Consider the following 16879-nt stretch of genomic DNA (forward strand, 5'->3'; position numbering starts at 1 on the left):
CTCGCGGGGTGTGGGCGGGGTGTGGGCGGGGCTTCAGGCGGTGAGCAGGCGTCCGTCCGAGATGCGCACCGTGCGATCGACGAGCGAGCTCGGCACCCGGACGTGCGAGATCAGCACGACGGCCCGATCGCCGTCGACGGCCGACAGGAGGTCGCGCATCAGCGCGTCGGATGCCGCGGGGTCGACGCCCGCCGTCGGCTCGTCGAGGACGAGAACCGGGAAACCGTGGAGGAGCGCACGAGCGAGGGCGATGCGTTGCGCCTGCCCGCCCGAGACCAGGGCGCCGTGCTCGCCGACGCGGGCGTCGAGACCGCCGCGCTCGCGAAGCCACTCACCCAGGCCGACGCGCTCGAGCACCGCCTCCAGCTCCGGGTCGGTCGCGGTGTCGCGGGCGAACAGGAGGTTCTGACGGATGTCCTCGTCGAAGAGCATCGGATGCTGTTCGCACAGGCCCACCGTCAGGCGGACGTCGTCGGGCGAGAGGCTCCGGACATCGGCGTCGCCGATGCGGTAGCTGCCGTCGACCTCGAGGAACCTCACGAGGGCGTGTGCGAGCGTCGACTTGCCCGCGCCGCTCGACCCGACCACGAGCAGGCGCTCACCGGGACGGACATCGAGGTCGACGTCAATGAGCGCGGGGCGTTCGGCCCCGGGCCAGCGAACCGAGACGCCGCGCAGGTGCAGGCCGTCGCCGAGCGCGGGAGCCACCCCCGTCGGGGAAACAGCGCTCTCGACGAGACCGGCGGGGATGCCGCTCGGCACGGTCTCGGCGATGCGCTCGGCCGACGCGTGCACCTGCCGCCACGACGCCGCCGCGAGGGGAACCGTCTGGAACACCTCGAACACCGCCATCGGCACGAGGACGGCGACGGCCAGCCACGGACCGCCGAGGGCGGTGACATCCGGTGCGGTGACGATCACCGCGAGGATCGAAGCTGCGCCGGCGGCGAGCGAGACGATCGCGGTGCTGCCGGCCTGCGCACTCGCGCGCCGCACGACGGCGCGGCGGAGCGCCGCGTCGGCGGCCTCGATGCGTCGGCGGCTCTGCTCCTCGGCGCCGAAGGCGATCAGCACGTCGAGACTGCCGAGGTGATCGGCCACGGCGTCGGCGAGCCGGCCGCGCAGCGGCGCGATGGTCCGTTCGGCGCGGGCTCCCGCGACCCAGCCCCATCCGGTGGCCGCGAGGGCTGCGAGGGCGAGGCAGCCGAACAGCGTCAGGGCCGCCGGCCACGAGAAGGTCGCGACTAAGACGACCGATGCGAGCGCGACCGTCGCCGACGCGACGAGCGGCTCGACGACCCGCAGCGGCAGGTTCTGCAGATCGTCGACGTCGTCGACGAGGGCCGACAAGGCCGAGCCGCCACGGATGCGGCCGAGGCCGTCGGGAGCGAGGGGGATCAGACGCCGGACGAGGTCGGTGCGCGTCGACGCGAGCTGGCGCAGGGCCGCGTCGTGCGAGGTGAGGCGTTCGAGGTAGCGGAAGACGGCGCGCGCGATCGCGAACGCGCGCACCCCGACGACCGCTGCCATGACGTACATCACCGCGGGCTGCTCGCTGGCGCGCACGATGAGCCATGCACTGCACGCCAGGAGTGCCACTGCCGACGCCTCCGTGGCGAAACCGGTCACGAGCGCGCGCCAGAACCGCCGAGGCGGGGGCATCGCGCCGCGGAGGACCTCGGACGTCGTCGTCATGCCGTCACCTCCGATCGGGGCCTGACCTCGACGAGAGCGTCGGCGACCGCGCGGGCCGACTCGCGGTGCGAGATCAGCAGCACGGTCGCGCCGTCGTCGGCGAGGCGGCGGAGGCTCTGCCACAGCGCCGCCTCGGTCTCGGCATCCAGCGCGGCACTCGGCTCGTCGAGGGCGATGACCGGGGTCCCGCCGACGCGGTGACGGAAGAGGGCACGGGCCACGGCGACACGCTGCGCCTGACCGCCCGACAGCCCCGAGCCGCGCACGCCGAGCTCGAGAGCCGGGTCGATGCCCGGGGCTCCGGCGGCTGCGAGGGCCCGGATGACGGCGTGCTCGCCCTCGATGCTCCCGACCAGAGCGGCCGGTGCGCCGAGGGCGACGTTGTCCGCAACGGTGCCCGCGATCAGACCGGCATCCTGCCCCGCCCACGCGAGCCAGGATGCCGCCGGCGGCAGCGGCCCGTCGTCGAGGGTCAGCTCGCCGTCGAAGTCGGCGACGCCGCGCAGGGCGGCGAAGACGCTCGACTTGCCGGCGCCGCTCGGACCGGACAGGAGCGTGATCGTGCCGGGGGAGGCCGTGAACGAGACCGGTGCGAGCAGCCCGTCGCCCCGGCGCACCCGCAGCTCCCGGGCGCGCACGACGCCGCCGGTGCCCGGCCTGCCCGCCACGTCCGGCGCGCCCGCCACGTTCGGCGCGGACGAGCTCGTTGCGGCCGGCTCGGCGGCATTCTCCGGCGGAAGCGCACGCGCCGCGTCGAGCACCTCGAACACGTCGTCGGTGGCCGCGACGCCTTCGGCAGCGGCGTGGAACTGCACTCCCACCTGGCGCAGCGGCAGGTAGGCCTCGGGGGCGAGCAGCAGCACGAACAGTCCGACGGCCAGCCCGAGCGAGCCGTCGATGAGTCGGAAGCCGATCGACACAGCGACGATGGCGACCGAGATCGACGCGAGGAACTCGAGGGCGAAACCGGAGAGGAACGACACCCGCAGCACCCGCATCGTCTCGACGCGGTACGTCTCGGTCACCCGTTCGATCGACGTCGCCGCCCGGTGCTGCCGGCCGAAGACCGTGAGGGTCGACAGGCCGCGCACGGTGTCGGCGAACCGGGCGGCGAGCTGGCGGAGGGTCTGCCACTGCGCCCGCTGGACGGCGCGGGTCGCGAGACCGATGAGCACCATGAACACGGGGATCAGCGGCATCGTGAGAAGCACGGTGAGCCCCGAGATCCCGTCGTTCCACCAGATGACGGCGATGAGCACCGGGGTCGCGACGACCGTCAGGACGAGCTGGGGCAGGTACCGGCCGAAGTAGGCGTCGAGCGCGTCGAGGCCGCGTCCGGCGGTGACGGCGAGCTGAGCGGAGTTGCGGGCGGCCAGCCACCCCGGCCCGAGGCGTCCGATCGCGGTCGTCAGGCCCGTGCGCAGCTCGCTGCGGACGCGCGCGGCGGCGCGCGCCGAGATCGCCTCGCGCAGCCACAGCAGCCCGGCACGCGCCGCGACGACGGCGGCGAGGGCGGCCAGGACGCGCATGAGCTCCGCGCTCGGCATCCCGCCGATCGCGCCCACGATCGCCTGCGTGGTCAGCCACGCGAACGCCACGATGACGAGCGTCTGGGCGAGGCCGATCGCCCCGATCGCGACGAAGAAGACGCGCGAGGTGCGGGCGTACCGCAGCAGTCGCGGGTCGACGGGCCGGCCGCTCGAGCGCGCGGGCGCCGCGGGGTCGTCCATGCTCACCCTTCGATCCTGCCTTACCGCCGGGTGGGGATGCCGCGGCGCCGGGGCGATTGCGCGGCTCACAGGCATGCCGGCGTCGTGTTCAGTGCGCGACGAGCTCGGCCTCCTCGATGCGGGCGCGGGTGACGCGCTTGCGGAACACCCAGTACGTCCAGCCCTGGTACAGCAGCACGAGGGGCAGGAAGATGACGGCCGCCCAGGTCATGATCGTGAGCGTGTAGTCGGTCGACGAGGCGTTCTCGATCGTCAGGTTCCAGGCCGGATCGGTCGAGGACGGCATGACATTCGGGAACAGGGAGAGCCAGAGGGTCAGCACCGCGAACATGACGGTGCCCGCGCCGCCGGCGAAGGCCCACCCCTCACGGCCCACCGCGTTGGCGAGGATGGCGCCGATGAGCAGGAGCGCCGCCGCCGCCGCGGTGACGAAGACGAGCGGGAGCAGCGGCGCCTGCGCCTCCATCGCCGAGAGGACGGTCCAGGCCAGGAAGCACGCCGCGGCCACGAGCGCGAGCAGTCCCGATCTCGTGGCGAGCCGGCGGGCCTGCTCGCGGACCTGTCCGTCGGTCTTGAGCGCGATGAAGTAGACGCCGTGGGTGAAGAAGAGCAGCAGCGTGACGACGCCGCCCAGCAGTCCATAGGGGTTCAGCAGCGTGAGGAGGGTGCCCGTGAACTCCTTGTCGGCATCGATCGGCACGCCCTGGACGATGTTGGCCACAGCGACCCCCCAGAGGAAGGCGGGGAGCGCCGATCCCACCACGATCATGAGGTCGAAGCGCTTGCGCCAGGTGGCGTCGTCGCGCTGATGCCGGTACTCGAACGAGACGCCGCGCAGGATGAGGGCGATGAGGATGAGCAGCAGCGGCAAATAGAACCCGCTGAAGAGGGTCGCGTACCACTCGGGGAAGGCGGCGAACAGGCACGCGCCTGCAACGATCACCCACGTCTCGTTGAGGTCCCAGACCGGGCCGATCGTGTTGATGATCTGACGCCGCGAGACGTTGTCCTTGCCGAGGAAGGGCAGCGACATCCCGACGCCGAAGTCGAAACCGTCGAGGACGAAGTAGCCCACGAAGAGGACACCGACGATGAAGAACCAGACATATGCGAGATCCATGGCGTGCTCCTCAGTAGACGGTGGTGCGGCTGTGCGAAGCCGAGGGGTTTCCGGCTTCGGGTGAGCCCGGTTCGGGCAGCGGGTCGGGACCCTGCTGGGCCGCCTTGCGGATCAGGCCGAACTCGACGACCGCGAGCGAGGCGTAGATCGCGGTGAACGCGAGGAGCGAGATGAGCACCGTCCATCCGGGGACGTTGGGCGACACCCCGTCCTCGGTGAGCATGAGGCTGAAGACGATCCAGGGCTGGCGACCCATCTCGGTGAACACCCAGCCGACGAGGCTGCCGAGGAGGGGGAGGGGAGCCGACCAGATCGCGACCCTCCACATCCAACCGGCGACGGGGCGCCGCGCCTTCTTGCGAGTCAGCCAGAGGCCGCCGACCGAGACGAGGGTTGCGGCGCCGCCGAGACCGATCATCCACCGGAACGACCAGTAGGTGACCCAGACGATCGGCCGGTAGTCGACGCCGGCGCCGAACGTCTCGGTGTACTGGGCCTGCAGGTCGTTCAGGCCTTCGACACAGCCGTCGAACGTGTGCGTCGAGAGGAACGACAGCAGGTACGGAACGCGCAGCGACCAGATCTCCTCCGTTCCATCGGGGGTGCCGAGAGAGAAGATCGAGAAGGATGCGTCGGCGCCGCACGCGCTGTTCCACATCGCCTCTGCCGCGGCCATCTTCATCGGCTGGGTGGCCACCATGACCAGGCTCAGCTGGTCGCCCGAGATGGCGACGCCGACGAACGACGCGATCATGCCCCACATCCCGAAGCGCAGAGCGGGGCGCATCGTCTCGATGTGCTGGGCGCGCGAGAGGTGCCAGGCGGCGACGGCGATGACGACGGCGGCGGAGAACATCCACGCGGCGAAGATCGTGTGCGGGAAGGCGGCGAGCACCACGGGGTTCGTCAGGACCGCGCCGATGTCGATGAGCTCGGCACGACCGCCGTCGGCGGCCATCTGGTACCCGACGGGGTTCTGCATGAACGCGTTCGCCGCGAGGATGAAGTACGCCGACAGGGTCGAACCGAGCACGACCATCCAGATCGAGAGCAGGTGCAGCGCCTTCGGCAGCTTGTCCCAGCCGAAGATCCACAGGCCGATGAAGGTCGCCTCAAAGAAGAAGGCGAGGAGGCCTTCGAACGCCAGCGGTGCGCCGAAGACGTCGCCCACGAACCGGGAGTAGGCCGACCAGTTCATGCCGAACTGGAACTCCTGGACGATGCCGGTGACGACGCCCATGGCGAAGTTGATGAGGAAGATCTTCCCGAACAGGCGGGTCAGGTGCAGCCACTTCACGTCGCCGGTGCGGTGCCAGACCGTCTGGAAGATCGCCACCACCAGCGCCATCCCGAGGGTCAGTGGGACGAAGAGATAGTGGTACAGCGTGGTCAGCCCGAACTGCCAGCGGGCCAGCAGGAGCGGATCGAGGAAGTCCATCGGGGCGTGCCTTTCGGGCGGCGGGGTTTCGACAGGCTGAAGGTATCGAGGGTGGTTTTCCCCGGTCTCGGGGTCGGCCGGAAATAATGCTACGCGTGGTCTGACCACTCGGCAAGCTGATGTCAGACCACAGAAGGAAAAGTGTGGATCCGCCCCGCTCGACCCGCGTGCACCGCCGCGCCGCTTACGCTCGACCCATGGGGGAGCCACTCGTCGACAGATTCGCCCGGGTCCACCGCGACCTGCGCATCTCGCTGACCGACCGCTGCTCGTTGCGCTGTACCTACTGCATGCCCGAGCAGGGGAACGAATGGCTCGCGCGGCAGAGCATCCTCACCCTCGATGAGATCGTCGAGGTCGCCACGGTCGCTGCCGCCGCCGGGATCACGACGTTCCGCCTCACCGGCGGAGAGCCCTTGCTGCGCACCGACATCGTCGAGATCGTCCGTCGCCTGGCCGCGCTCGAGTCGCCGAGCGGCCCCATCGAGATCGCGATGACGACCAACGGCATCCGCCTGCCCGAGGTGCTGCCCGACCTCGTCGCGGCCGGACTTGCGCGCCTGAACATCTCGCTCGACACCCTCGACCGCGAACGCTTCCGCACCCTCACACGACGAGACCGCCTCGACGACGTGCTCGACGGCGTGCGTGCCGCCCAGGCCTCCGGGCTTCGGCCGCTGAAGATCAACGCCGTCGCGATGCGGGGCGTCAACGACGACGAGCTCGCCGACCTCGTGGCCTTCGCCATGGCCCACGACGCGCAGATGCGGTTCATCGAGCAGATGCCGCTGGATGCCGGGCACACCTGGGACCGGTCGACGATGGTCACCCGCGACGAGATCCTCGGCGCGCTCGCCGAGCGCTGGACGCTCGAGCCGGTGCCGGGGCGTGGCGGCGCTCCCGCCGAGCGGTGGCGTCTCGACGGCGGCCCGCACACGGTCGGGGTCATCGCGTCGGTGACCGCGCCCTTCTGTGGCGCGTGCGACCGGATGCGGCTGACGGCGGACGGCCAGCTGCGCAACTGCCTGTTCTCCATCGACGAGTACGATCTGCTGCCGGTGCTGCGCTCCGATGCGCCGCCCGTGGCCCGCGCCGCCCGGGTCGACCGCGTGCTGCGCAACTGCATCGCCGGCAAGAAGGCCGGCCACGCCATCGACGACCCCGGCTTCCTGCAGCCGGCGCGAGGCATGAACGCGATCGGCGGGTAGGTCGCACGCGCGGTCCGCTCCCGGGGCGCTACGACACGGGCTCGACCGCACCTCGAGCCCTCGACGGCGGCGTCAGGCTCGCGCCGGCGGCGAGGGAGACGACGGCCGCTGCGGCGAACCCGACCGCGGGGCCGCCGAGGGGGAGGAGGGCGCCGAGCGCTGCTGCGCCGGCCGCCTGGCCGACCATGAACGCGACGAACAGCAGGGCGGTTCCGGCCGCGGCGTACGACGGATCGATCTGCGTCGTCCAACCGATGAGGGCGCCCGAGGCTGCGACGTAGGCCCAGCCGAAGAGCGTGCAGGCGCCCGCCGCGATGACCGGGTGAGACGGGGCCGTGCCGAGTGCGAGCATCGAGACGGCGATGAGGCTCGCGCCGATCGCCCACAGCTGGCGGGGTTGGAGCCGTCGGAGAGGTCGCGATGTCGCGATCACGGCGGCGCCGCCGCATCCGAGCAGCACCCATGCCATCGCCGAGGCCGCGTCCGACGCTCCGGCGTCGACCATGGCGACCCGGCCGTAGTTCCAGATCGCGGCGGCCCCGACCCCCAGAAGAACGGATGCGACGACCCCGTGCCGGTGGGGCGCCCACCATTCTCGCGGAGGCAGGCGCGCCGCATCCGGCGTTGCTGCGCTGCGGTCGCCCGGCGCGGCGCGGCCGGCCCGGTCGGTGGCGAGAACGGCGATCCCGGCCGCGAGAGTCGCCCCGGCGGCGATCGCCCAGCACCACCTCCAGTCAGCCGCGAACGCGAGAGCGATGAGGCCGGCGATCGCGAGGCCCGGGCCCGTGCCCGCGTTGACGATGGCCTGCGGCGTGCTCGCGTCGCGCTCCGCGAATGTGCGCGCGATGATGCGCACGAGTGCCGGTGATGCCAGCCCGGCGCCGGCGGATGCGACCGCGGCGGCGAGTGCGAGGCTTGCGGCACCGGTCGCACAGGCGATCCCGATCGCCCCGCCGCCGGCCGTGACGGTCGCGACGACGACCAGCAGACGCGGGTGACGCTCCGCGGTGAGGAAGCCCGCGAGCGCCGACACGGCGTAGACGATCGACCCGGCCGCCGAGACGAGTCCGGCGGCGGCGGTGTCGACCCCGAGGTCCGCGCTCATCGCGGGCAGATGCAGGCCGAAGGCGAGCCGCACGAGCCCGTAGGTCGCCGCGATGAGCGCGACGCCCGAGGCCACCAGCGACCCGCGCCAAAACAAAAACGATCGTTTCACTTTCCTGAGCATAGAGTGCTCGCATGGGATTGCGAGCGACGACCGAGGAACGGATCCTCGACGCCGCCGAAGACCTCTTCTTCACTCGTGGCATCACAGCCACTCCGATCGACGCCGTGATCGCCCGCGCGGGCGTGTCGGCCGCCACGCTCTACCGCGGCTATGCCAGCAAAGAGGCGTTGCTGGCCGCCGCGCTCGATCGACGCCAGCGCACGTGGCGGGAGGTGTGGGATGCCGCCGTCGCGCGCGCGACCGGCGACGAGGCTCGGCTGCTCGCGATCTTCGACGCGCTCGAAGCCTTCCGCGACGAGCCGCGGGGGTCGCGCTGGTGCGCGTTCCTCGGCGCCGCCGCGGAGTACGCCGACCCGCCGCCCGAGGTCGCATCCGCCGTGCGCGCCGACACCGACGGAATGCGGTTCCGGTTGACGGAGCTCGCGCGCCCGGTCGCCGGGGCCGGGGCCGGCGAGCTCGCGGAACGGCTGCTGCTCGTCGTCACCGGCGATCTGGCGATGCGACTGCGTGAGCCGGGTCATCGCAGCGCCGATCTCGCGCGGACGACCGCGGCGCTGCTCGTCGCCGCCGCTCGGAGCTGAACCCGCGGGTCAGAGCCGCACGGTCAGTCGTGCGTCGTCGCTGCGTGCAGCAGCTGGATGATGCACACCGACGGGTCGCAGGAGGAGCGCATGCCGTCGACGGCGAGCGGCCCGCCCGCCTCGGTCAGCACGCCCTGGAGCAGGCCCAGGTGCACGCTGCACAGCACCTCGCGGTGGTCGGCCTGGGCGGTGGCGTGGGCGCACGGGGTGAGATCGACGGTGAGAGTACTCTCGTCGATCACCGGGTCGAAGCCCTCGTCCTCGAGCTCCTCGACCAGTGCGTCGATCTGATGCAGGGCACGGGTCTCGAGCACGTCGGGGACCTCGAGGGTGAGGACGCGACGCATGAGGTCGCCGCGCTGCGCGGCATCCCGCACCTTCCGGTGCTGGATGGCGCTGCGGGTCGCGTCGCCGTCGGCGGCGCTGTAGAGCACGCGCGGGCGGCCGCGGGTGGTGCGGTGCTCCCTCTCTCCCACGACGAAGCCGTCGGAGATCAGGCGTGCCAGGTGCTCGCGGATCGTGTTGGGGTGCAGGTCCGTCGCCTCCTGCAGCTCTGAGATCGTCCGGCGCGGCTGCTCCTGGATGAGGTGCAGGATCTCCACGCGGGAGTAGCTCGAGATGGCGCTGTATCCGACGGTCGCGGTGCTCATGACACCCATTAAACACGGAAAATCGTCTGTGGTCATACCACACAGAGAAGTTTGTGGGTTTGCTCGCATTCAGGGGCCGGCGGGCGTGCGAACCCCGGAGAAAACGACGAACCCCGGAGCCTGCTCGGGCAAGGCTCCGGAGTTCGTGCGATTCTCCGGCGGGGCGTCAGCGCACCGTCACCACGAGCGGTTTGCTCACCGTCACCCCGGCCGCATTGGCGAACTCGACGACGTACCGATACCGGCCGGGAGTCTTGCCGGTCACAGCCAGTGTCGCCGACTGGGATCGGGGGCTCGCGACCGCCAGATCTCCCGCGCCCACCTCGACGCCGTCCTCGAGGAAGCGGTACGACGACGCGTTCGTCCCCCACCACATGTCGGCGCGGACGGTGTACGTGCCGTCGCCGTCCCCGTTGTCGTGCGCGATGACCGGGGTACCGGGGGAGGCATCGGTCACGGTCACCGTCAGAGGCGCCGTCGCCGTCGTGCCGCGGGAGTTCACGAGCTCGCCGGTGAAGCGGTACGTCCCGTTCGGGAGCCCGGTGACATCGACGACCGCCTGCTGTGCGCTCGGGCCGCTCGCCAGCTGCAGCGGAACGGTTCCGACCAGTTCGCCGTCGCGGAACAGCTTGAACAGCGAGCCGTTCTGCCCCCACCAGAGGTTCATCGTCACCCGGAACGTGCCGTCCTTCAGGCCCGTGTCCCACCCCTCGTCCGAGCTCAGAACGGCGGTGCCCGGCGCTGTGCGGGCGTCGTCGGCGGGCACCTCGGGAAGGACGAGACGCACCGCGGCGCGCTCACTCTCGGCGTCGGCGTCGTACGCGACGACGGCGATGTCGTACGTGCCGCCCGCGGTCAGGCCGGTCACGTCGCATGTCGTGACCTCGGATGCCACGTCGCACGCCGGCTCGGTGGCGTCGCCGACGAACACACGGAAGCCGTCGTATCGGAGGCCGGCGCCCGCCGGAGCCTGCCACGACACCGTCGCTGTCGTCGTCGATGTCGCCTCTGCCGTAACGCCGGTCGGCGTGCTCGGCGCGGTGACGTCGGCGATGGCGATCCAGCTGAGCACAGGGTCGGCCGTCCCGTTGCCGCGCGCGGCCCGGAAGTCCACCACCGCCTCCTCATCGAGCGTGAACGCGATCGTCGAGGTGCCCTGGGGTGCAGACCCCGACAGGTTCACCGGGTCACCGGCGATCCGCTCGCCGGCGATGTCGACGCTCGGCGCGATCTGGCGCGTCGTGCTCCACCACTCCTGGTACCCGCTCGTCAGCTCGTACGAGCCGGCGGGCAGCGTGAACCCGTAGTCGATGGACCCGCCCGAGCTCGCCCACCAGCCGGTGGTGCGGCTCTTGTCGTAGACGCCGGTGCTGCGAGCGCGGAGGCCGACATAGTTCTCGCCGGAGCCGACCGGGTTGCGCAAGCCCCACCCTGTCGCGTCGCTGAAGACTGCGTCGGGCATCTCGCCGATCAGCGCATCTCCGCGGAGCTCGGCGACGGCGTCGAACACGGGAGACAGTCCCGCCGCCTCCGGATCCGCGGCGCCTTGCGTGGCCGCCGCATCGACGAAGGCGACGACGCCGTCGGGCACGACCTCGAGCTGAAGCGTCACCGGTGTCTGACCGGCGCGACCTGTGACCGGGACGACCGCGTAGGGCGTCTCGGTGGCCGGCGTCTCCTGCCACTGCACGGCTACCTCCTGCGTCGCACCGCTGCGGGTGGCGAGCTCGACGGTCTCGGGCAGCTCGAGGTCCTCGCCCGCCTCGACGGCGATGCGGTAGTCGGGCAGCGCCAGGTAGGCGACCTCGACGAGAGCGTCGATGGCCGCGCGCAGCGCCGCGGCGGCGGCATCCACCTGCTCCTGCGTCGCCCTCGGGTCGTCATGGACGGTCTTCGCCGCGAGGCCCTGGTCGCGGAGGGCCTGCCAGGTCTCGGGCGTATATGCCTGTCGCGGGGCGGTCGTCGCCTCGACGAGGGCGTCCGCGAGGTCGGTGCGGTCGGCGGTCTCAGCGTGATCAGCGATGCCGATCCAGCTGAGGGCCGGCGCCTCGGTGCCGCCGGTGCCCGAGATGCGGACCGTCACCTCGGCCGATGCATCGAGAGTGAACCCGCCCCGCAGCACCGCGCTCTGGCCGATGCTGCCGTTGACGAAGGTGTGCGTGCCGAAGGGCACCCGCACCGTCTCGCCGCCGGCAGCGTACTCCACGGTCCCCGCCACGACGCGGCTGCGCCCCGAGCCCGGGTTCCACCATTCGGTGTGACCGGTCGCGATGTCGTACTCGCCGGCATCCAGTGCGAAGCGGTAGACGAGGGGAGTCCCGGCGTTCGCGCTGTACCACCCGGTCTCACGGGTCTTGTCGTAGGGCGTCTGATTCAGACGGCCCTTCGCCGACGCCGATCCGACACGGCCCCACCCGGCGCTCGCCGAGTAGGCGGCGTCGGGTGCGGCGTTTCGGAGCGTATCGGTCGCGGCAGCCCGCACCGCAGGGTACGACGGGGCGTCGGTCGGGGCGTTGGCGTCGACGAAGTAGCGGATGCCCGCGGGCACCACTTCGATGTAGGCGCTGACAGCCAGCGACGGGTTGTCGGGGAACACGCCGTCGACCTTGACGAGGTCGTACGCGGTGCCGAACTGGCCGGGGGTCGTGCTCCATGTCACGGGGGCGTCGATCTCGCCGCCGGCCTCGCTCCGGGCGCGGACCGTCTCGGGGAGCGCCGGTATCACGGCGGGAGCCGTCGTCAGGCGCGGGAGCGCCGTGAGGACCTCGACCGGTCGCAGCTCGGGATCGGCCGTGCCGCCGCCCGACCCGCCGACGAGCAGGTCGATGCTGTCGAGGCTGAAGGTGCCCGAGACGACCTGGACCGTCACGCGGTGCGGACCGTCATCGAGGCCGCGTACCCACGCCGAGGTCTGGCGGTTGCCGACGCCCGAGACGGAGACCGTGCGCGCCGGGTCGGCGTCGACCGTGATCGAGAGCACCGCGGTTCCGGTGGCGCCGTTGAGGTTGAAGCCGGTGCCGTCGAGGTCGAAGGCGAACGAGCGCCCCGCCGCGACCACGTGCTGCGTGCGGTTGAAGTGCGCATAACCGGCCTGCGTGAACGAGAAGCCCTGCGGGTACGAGATGCGCGCCTGGGCGTCGGCGTCGTCGACCTTCACCGCGTGCCAGGACAGGTCTTCGATCGGGGTGACCGCGAGGTCGTCGAACTGCGTGTTGTAGTACCCGCTGACGATCGAGACACGTCCGGCCATCATCGGGTTCGGTGTCGTGTCGGCGTAGGTGCCGAGCTGCTCTCCATCCAGTCGCACGGAGATGACGTTCTCTCGCGCCTCGACCTCGAGCTCGTGCCACGCGTCGGCGTCGAACATGAACACCGTGCCGGTGGCGACGTTCTGGCCGAGTTTGCGCAGTTCCCACGTGCCGTCGGCGTGCACTCGGGCGGTGTAGGTCGCGAGGTCCGCCCCGGTGCCCTCGGTCGTCGTCTGGCGGACGCCGAGACCAGCGAAGTTCGCCAGCGAGGAGTCGCGCACGACACCGTCGAGACGGAAGTCGATCTTCGCGGTGTAGTTCGTCCACGTGTGATCGCCGAGCACCGTCGCGGGCGTCGTGGTCGACGGGTTCCGCTGCGAGCCGTCGCCCCAGACGTTCCAGGTGTACCCGCGGTTGTCGGCGTGGATTGCCTGGTGCACGACGTTGCCGTCGTCCGTTCCGATCACCTCGAAGGCGCCGTTCTGGTCGGCGGTGTAGCGCGGTGAGCCGCCGCGTCGCGTGACGTAGTCCATCGGGGTGCCGTGGACGTCCTCGACGGCGTAGCCGGCGTATTCGAAGTCGTCGGTGTACGGCAGCGGCAGGACGTCGTCGCTCGCGGTGGCGGCGTATTGACCGCTGGCATAGTCGGCCGCGGCGCCGTGGATGCCGTGCTGCTGCGTCGCGAGCGTCAGGATCGAGTACGGCTGAACCTGCACCCGGTAGACATCGTACTCGACGCCGTCCTTCGTCTCGGTGCGGACGGGCACGACCTTGCCGGTGTTCTGGAACCAGTCGGCGTCGAACGCGTCACCGGCATCCGGTCCGGTCGTCTCCCAGACGTACAGCGGGGTGTCGTCGTCGGTGTCGAGGTTGGCGACCTTGACTTCGAAGTTGCGCACCGTCTTGGTGTTGTTGGCGTGCACCTGGCTGAACTCGAGCTCGTCGCCGGCGGCGACATCCGCCTCGGGGGTGCGCAACGTCAGCGCGGTGCGCGTCGAGGTGTCGACGACGGTTCCGCCGTCGCCCTTCTGCCCGTCGCCGCCCGAGGCGCCCTCGATGTACTCCCAGCCTTCGTCGATGAACTGCGTGAAGTGGCGGACGAGCGTGATGCCCACCCCGCCCTCGTAGTAGCCCGACCACGGGTCGGAGGCCCGGATCAGGTGCTTCGGAGAGTACTGCGAGCCCTCGTACAGCGCGCTGACGGCGGGTTGGAAGAGGAAGGTCGTCATGTGACCCGGGTCGGCGTTCGATCCGCTCCACCGGTAGGCGTTGATGAAGCGATCGGCGATGTCGACCGCGCCCACCGTGCCGCCGATGCCGCCGCGCGCCGGGTCGGCCTGCACGCGGTACTCGGGATCGATCATCGGCGCGACGCCTTCGGAGTACAGCACCTCCATCCCGAACTCCTTGTTCAGGCGAGTCAGCGCCGGGTCGCCTGCGATGTCGTAGTGGTAGCCGACGGCATCGACCTGCTCGAGCGCCTCGGGGCTGGCGAGGATGGCTCGCGAGACCTGGCCGACGTTTCGGTAGGAGTCGAGTGCGACGATCTTGACCTTCGAGTAGTCGTAGCGTGCGCCCTCGGCCTGCGCATCGGCTTCGAGACGCTTCGCGAAGTCGACCGTCCAGGCGAGCTCGGCACCGATGTAGTTCGCGTGGACCTCGTTCTGCGACGGGCTCAGGTAGTCGAACTCGACGCCGTAGGTGTCGTAGGCGGCGTCGATCGTCTCCTTGTACCACTGGTAGCGCAGGTCCGGCTGCGCCTTCGTCCACGACGGCTCGCCCCAGCGCAGCGCCTCGACCTCGATGTCCGGGTTGATCGACTTGGCGTCGGCGATGAAGTGGAAGCCGGCGCCGCGCAGCACGTTGGCGGGCTCGTCGGCGGCTCGCTTGGTGGCGGGCTCGGTGCCGGACGAGGTGTTGTTGTCGGCGCCGAGCTCGACCTTGATGTGCTTCAGCCCCGCGCCCTCGACCGGGTCGAACAGCATCCGCAGGATGCGCCAGTAGACGTCGGGATGCTCTTCCTTGTAGTCCAGCAGCAGGTTGGAGGTGTTGTTGCACGAGACCGACCCGAAGCCGCCGAAGGTGTTGAAGGGTGAGCCGGCGGCGTCGCGCTCGACGTCCTCGCCGTTGACCAGCAGCTCGGCCCATTCGGCGACGTCGTCGTAGGTGAGGGTGGGCAGCTCGTCGGATGGGGATGCCGCGGCGGCGGGGAGTGGGGGTGCGGCGCTCGCCGCGGTTGCGGGAACGACCAAGCCGGTCGTCGCAATGAGAGCGGCGGCGACGGGCGCGAGCGCCCGAGCCCATGACATCTTTGCCATCGGTGGATTCCTCGTCGGTGAAGGTCCAGTGGGGGTGATCCGAGGGAACCACCGGCAATCCGATCACGCGAGCAAAGCGAACATGATCGAACACACTCGAATCTGAACGATCGATACAGTGGATGCCGTGGACGAGCCGGCGGCGGCAGGTTTCGCGGTCTCCCGCCGCGAGCGCATCCTCGACGAGCTCCGCTCCGCCGGCTCGGTCCGGGTGGCGGATCTCGCCGTTCGACTCGGTGTCGCCGAGCTCACCATCCGCCGAGACATCGGATACCTCGCCGACCGCGGGCTTCTCACCCGCGTGCACGGCGGCGCGACGTTGCGCAGTCGTCTCGACACCACCGTGCCGCTCGGCGTCGGCGGCATCCGCCCGCCCCTGTTCCGCGTCGGGATGGTGGTGCCCTCGCTGACCTACTACTGGCCGCAGGTCGTCATCGGCGCGCGGGCAGCCGCGACCGACGGCGGCGTGCAGCTCGTGCTGCGCGGCGCCAGCTACTCGGTCGACGACCAGCGCCGGCAGATCTCGTCGTTGCTGGAGTCGGGAACGCTGCACGGCCTGATCGTCGCCCCCGAGGTCGTGGGCGCCGACGGCGCGGCGCTCCTCCACTGGCTCGACGCGCTGCCGATCCCCGTCGTCCTCGCCGAACGTTCGGCGCCGTCGGATCTGACCCTCACGCGGCTGGAGTCGGTCACGACCGACCACGTCTTCGGGGGCTCGCTCGCGGCGGCGCACCTCTTGGCGCGCGGGCACGTCCGGGTCGGCTTCGTCGCCTCCGCGGGGTCACCCACCTCGCCGCGACTGCGACGCGGCTGGCGACAGGCGGTCGAGGACGACGGCCTCGTGCCGACGATCGACCGCGACATCTCGCTCGACGATCTGGATGCCACGGCCCGTGAGCGCGCGGTGTCGGACCTGCTCGTCGAATGCCGCGCCACCGGCACGACGGCGCTGCTGGTGCACTCCGACCCGCAGGCCGTGCTGCTGCAGCAGCAGGCGCGCGACGTCGGCTGGGTGATGCCCGACGACCTCGCGATCGTCGCGTACGACGACGAGGTCGCCGCCAGCGCGGAGCCGGCCATCACCGCGCTGCGTCCGCCCAAGCAGCACATCGGCCGCTTGGCGGTCGAGACGCTCATCGCCCGGCTGGTCGACGGACCGAAGCGCCCGGTTCAGCGCACGCACGTGCTGCCGACGCTGCACGCGCGGGAGTCCACCGCCCTCGACCGGCGGCGCTGAGGGACGGTGACCGACAAGCTTGGGGAGATCGCCGAGGACGAGGAGTGCCGATGGGTTCCGAGCCGATGACGCCCGACGAACTGCGCGCGCGCATGGCGCGGCTGGAGGAGGAGCGGCGAGAGCTCTACACGGGTGACACGGCCGGTCCGTCCTACGCGCACAACTGGTCGCACCGGCGGCGCCAGGAGATCGATGATGAGCTGGCACGCATCCGTGCCGAGCTGGGTCTCCCCGCCGCGGAGGGGCCATCGCGCGGGACGGCGGGCGGGTGGATCACGCTGATCGCCGCGATCGTCCTCATCATGGTCACCGTCGGCCTCTGGCGGCCCTGATCCGCGGCGAGCGACTAGGCCGCTGACGGGTGCGCGGGATCCGGCATCCGGAATCGGAGAATCGCGACCGTCACCGGTCCGGGCGGATGCCGCG

At 71.1% G+C, this 16879-nt stretch carries 11 protein-coding genes; 4 read left to right on the forward strand and 7 right to left on the reverse strand.

What is annotated here, in order from left to right; all coding sequences use genetic code 11:
- Window positions 1–33: 33 nt before the first annotated feature.
- The 4 genes from cydC to ACPYN5_RS04320 all read right to left on the reverse strand — a co-directional run bounded on the left by cydC (window position 34) and on the right by ACPYN5_RS04320 (window position 5983).
- Entirely contained in the window at window positions 34–1695 is a 1662-nt protein-coding gene (cydC, locus tag ACPYN5_RS04305; RefSeq protein ID WP_424447753.1) for a thiol reductant ABC exporter subunit CydC, read from the reverse strand.
- Window positions 1692–3425 carry a thiol reductant ABC exporter subunit CydD gene (cydD, locus tag ACPYN5_RS04310; protein ID WP_424448240.1) on the reverse strand — a complete coding sequence of 578 codons (1734 nt, stop codon included), beginning with the start codon at window positions 3423–3425 and terminating at the stop codon, window positions 1692–1694. The genes cydC and cydD overlap by 4 nt, the downstream gene beginning before the upstream one ends.
- A gap of 88 nt (window positions 3426–3513) precedes the next feature.
- Window positions 3514–4545, reverse strand: coding sequence for a cytochrome d ubiquinol oxidase subunit II (gene cydB / locus ACPYN5_RS04315; RefSeq protein ID WP_424447754.1), 1032 nt, complete (start codon window positions 4543–4545; stop codon window positions 3514–3516).
- Window positions 4546–4555: 10 nt separating this feature from the next.
- Complete coding sequence (locus tag ACPYN5_RS04320; protein WP_424447755.1) at window positions 4556–5983, reverse strand: cytochrome ubiquinol oxidase subunit I; 1428 nt, start codon at window positions 5981–5983, stop codon at window positions 4556–4558.
- A 197-nt stretch (window positions 5984–6180) separates the two neighbouring features.
- Between ACPYN5_RS04320 and moaA the strand changes: the two genes are divergently transcribed.
- Window positions 6181–7191: a GTP 3',8-cyclase MoaA gene (gene moaA, locus ACPYN5_RS04325; RefSeq protein ID WP_424447756.1), complete on the forward strand. Its 1011-nt coding sequence runs from the start codon at window positions 6181–6183 to the stop codon at window positions 7189–7191.
- A gap of 28 nt (window positions 7192–7219) precedes the next feature.
- On the opposite strand, the gene ACPYN5_RS04330 is transcribed toward moaA, so the two are convergent.
- Complete coding sequence (locus ACPYN5_RS04330) at window positions 7220–8371, reverse strand: MFS transporter (protein ID WP_424447757.1); 1152 nt, start codon at window positions 8369–8371, stop codon at window positions 7220–7222.
- A 59-nt stretch (window positions 8372–8430) separates the two neighbouring features.
- Here ACPYN5_RS04330 and ACPYN5_RS04335 point away from each other — a divergent pair, with 59 nt between their 5' ends.
- A complete protein-coding gene (locus tag ACPYN5_RS04335; protein WP_424447758.1) occupies window positions 8431–9000 on the forward strand; it encodes a TetR/AcrR family transcriptional regulator in 570 nt (189 codons plus the stop codon).
- 23 nt (window positions 9001–9023) lie between these two features.
- Here ACPYN5_RS04335 and ACPYN5_RS04340 read toward each other — a convergent pair whose 3' ends face one another.
- Window positions 9024–9650 (reverse strand): helix-turn-helix transcriptional regulator, encoded by a 627-nt coding sequence (locus ACPYN5_RS04340; RefSeq protein WP_424447759.1) that lies wholly within the window; start codon window positions 9648–9650, stop codon window positions 9024–9026.
- 166 nt (window positions 9651–9816) lie between these two features.
- On the reverse strand, window positions 9817–15216 hold the full coding sequence (locus tag ACPYN5_RS04345; protein ID WP_424447760.1) for a fibronectin type III domain-containing protein: 5400 nt from the start codon (window positions 15214–15216) through the stop codon (window positions 9817–9819).
- Window positions 15217–15343: 127 nt separating this feature from the next.
- Here ACPYN5_RS04345 and ACPYN5_RS04350 point away from each other — a divergent pair, with 127 nt between their 5' ends.
- Together ACPYN5_RS04350 and ACPYN5_RS04355 are read left to right on the forward strand one after the other, a co-directional pair.
- Window positions 15344–16453 carry a LacI family DNA-binding transcriptional regulator gene (locus tag ACPYN5_RS04350; protein ID WP_424447761.1) on the forward strand — a complete coding sequence of 370 codons (1110 nt, stop codon included), beginning with the start codon at window positions 15344–15346 and terminating at the stop codon, window positions 16451–16453.
- A gap of 50 nt (window positions 16454–16503) precedes the next feature.
- The gene (locus ACPYN5_RS04355; RefSeq protein WP_424447762.1) at window positions 16504–16785 is read left to right on the forward strand and encodes a hypothetical protein; all 282 of its coding nucleotides are present in this window, start codon (window positions 16504–16506) and stop codon (window positions 16783–16785) included.
- Window positions 16786–16879 lie beyond the last annotated feature (94 nt).

Origin of the sequence: Microbacterium arborescens, from assembly GCF_049707515.1 — a bacterium.
GTDB lineage: Bacteria > Actinomycetota > Actinomycetes > Actinomycetales > Microbacteriaceae > Microbacterium > Microbacterium arborescens_B.